This window comes from Mesorhizobium sp. M1E.F.Ca.ET.063.01.1.1, from assembly GCF_003998155.1.
In the GTDB taxonomy this organism is placed as follows: Bacteria; Pseudomonadota; Alphaproteobacteria; order Rhizobiales; family Rhizobiaceae; genus Mesorhizobium.
In genome coordinates this window covers 1-2,176 of the sequence record NZ_RZSC01000898.1, presented here as the reverse complement: position 1 = coordinate 2,176, position 2,176 = coordinate 1, and the positions used below count along the sequence as shown (strand labels likewise).

The window sequence follows — 2,176 nt, the reverse complement described above, 5'->3', positions numbered from 1 at the left end:
CCAGAGTTAGCTTACTCCGGGAGTTTGACAAGCCAGCCTTCGTGGCTGTAGCACGAACCAAAGCTGAAAGTCGCAAAGCAGAACTTAACAGCCCCTTCGGGCTGCGATCCCGACCCAGCTTACACCCAATTCGGCACCCCATCGCGCATCAGCCTGCTGATGCTATATCTCGTGTTGAGAGCGCGACAGCGGAACTTGGTTGTGACGCGGCTGTGCACAAAGGCGCAACTGCCAGCAGGTGAGCGAAGAATTATTTGGTGGAGGTGAAAAGTCATGCGGCTTGAAAATTCCTCGCCCTTTGCGGCAGCCACACTGATGCCTCTTCAGAACCCGGTCTTTCGTTCGATCTGGACTGCCACAATCCAGCCTCGGCTGGCTCGTTCAGAGCGTGGGTATTAGCTGGCTCATGGCCACGACTTCAGCCTCTGACCTGATGGTCGCGCTCGTTCAGGCCGCGTCGACACTGCCGGCCTCCTTCTTGTCGATCCTTGCTGGAGCAATCGCCGACAGTTTCAGCCGTCGCGGGGTGATGCTTGCCGGACATTGTCTGATCGCACTGGCATCCATGACGCTGGCTCTCTCGGTGGGGCTCGGCTTTGTCAGTCCATGGCTGATACTTGGACTGGGCTTCTTGGCCGGATGCGGTTTCGCCTTGAATGATCCAGCCTGGCATGCCTCCGTCGGGGACATCCTGGAAAACCGACTCAATGGCACGATGGCGCTGTTTTTTGGCACGATCCTGACTGTCGTTTCTGCTAACCCTAAGCATCCTCATCATCCGGGTGGCGAACCGGATATTTTGAGGATCGGACGAAATGGCGCAGGGGCGATATCGGATCGGTGTCGACGTCGGTGGGACGTTCACCGATCTGTCGTTGGTCAATGAGCTTACGGGCGAGTTGCGCCACTTCAAGACGCCGTCGACGCCGCATGACCCGTCAGAGGCGATCGGGAATGGTCTGATACAGGTGATTAGCGCCGGCTTTGACCCGGCAGCTATCGTGCATTTCGGCCACGGCACGACCGTTGCAACCAACATGATCATCGAGCGGAAAGGTACGCCCACTGGCCTGATAACAACGAAGGGATTTCGGGATGTGCTGGAGATCGCGCGCCAGCAGCGTCCGCATCTCTATGATTATTCCATCCACCGTCCGGCCCCATTGGTCGAGCGCTGGTTGCGTCTCGAGATTCCCGAACGGTTCACAGCCGACGGCGAGGAACTCGTAGCTTTGGACGAAGCTGCTGTGAGGGCCGCGGCTGGTCAGTTGAGATCCGCTGGAGTGACCGCTGTGGCCATCTGCTTCGTCCATGCATACCGATTTGATGCCCACGAGAAGCGTGCCGCCGAAATTCTGCGCGAGGAGTTGCCCGGGGTCGCAATCTCCCTCAGCTCGGACGTGCAGCCGGAATTTCGGGAGTTCGAGCGCTTCTCCACCACGGTGATGAACGCTTATCTGACACCCAGGATGGCCGGCTATCTGGAACGCCTTATGCATCGCTCTCGCGGATTAGGCGTGCGAGCGGTTCCGCATACTGTTCATTCGAATGGCGGCCTTATGTCGATGGAAAGCGCGAAGGCCTACCCCGTTCGGACGTGCCTTTCGGGTCCAGCGGCCGGTGTGGTAGGGGCCGCCCAGGTGGCTGCGGCTGCGGGTTTTTCAAATGCGATCACATTTGATGTTGGTGGTACGTCGACGGACGTTTCGCTCGTCCTGAACGGCCGCGGCGCCTACACGCCCTTGCGGGAAGTTGCCGGCTATCCTGTTCGCTGCCCCATGGTTGATGTGCATGTGATCGGCGCTGGTGGGGGCTCGATTGCATGGGTCGATGACGCGGGTGCGCTCAAGGCTGGGCCGCACTCCGCCGGCGCTGATCCGGGGCCGGTCGGCTACATGCGCGGTGGCAACGAGCCAACGATTACCGACGCGAATCTTCACATGGGGCGGCTAAATCCGGTTGCGCTTCTCAACGGCGCAATGCCGGTGAACCGTGTGGCAGCGAGTGGCGCCGTGGCGAAGATCGCCACCAGGATTGGGGCGGGCCCCGACGAGGCGGCCGACGGCATCATTCGAATTGCCGTCGCCAATATGGCACGCGCAATCCGCTCGATCTCGATCGAGCGCGGTTGTGACGTGAAGGCATTCGCGCTGGTGGCATTCGGCGGTGCCGGACC

At 60.2% G+C, this 2,176-nt stretch carries 1 protein-coding gene and 1 pseudogene; both read left to right on the top strand.

The features are described 5' to 3' along the window. Nucleotides 1-273 precede the first annotated feature (273 nt). Nucleotides 274-694: pseudogene (locus EOA29_RS33985) on the top strand (MFS transporter); the annotation flags it as partial. A gap of 121 nt (nt 695-815) precedes the next feature. Continuing rightward, nucleotides 816-2,176 (top strand): hydantoinase/oxoprolinase family protein (locus tag EOA29_RS33980; RefSeq protein WP_145969972.1); only part of this gene is annotated, 1,361 nt, incomplete at its 3' end.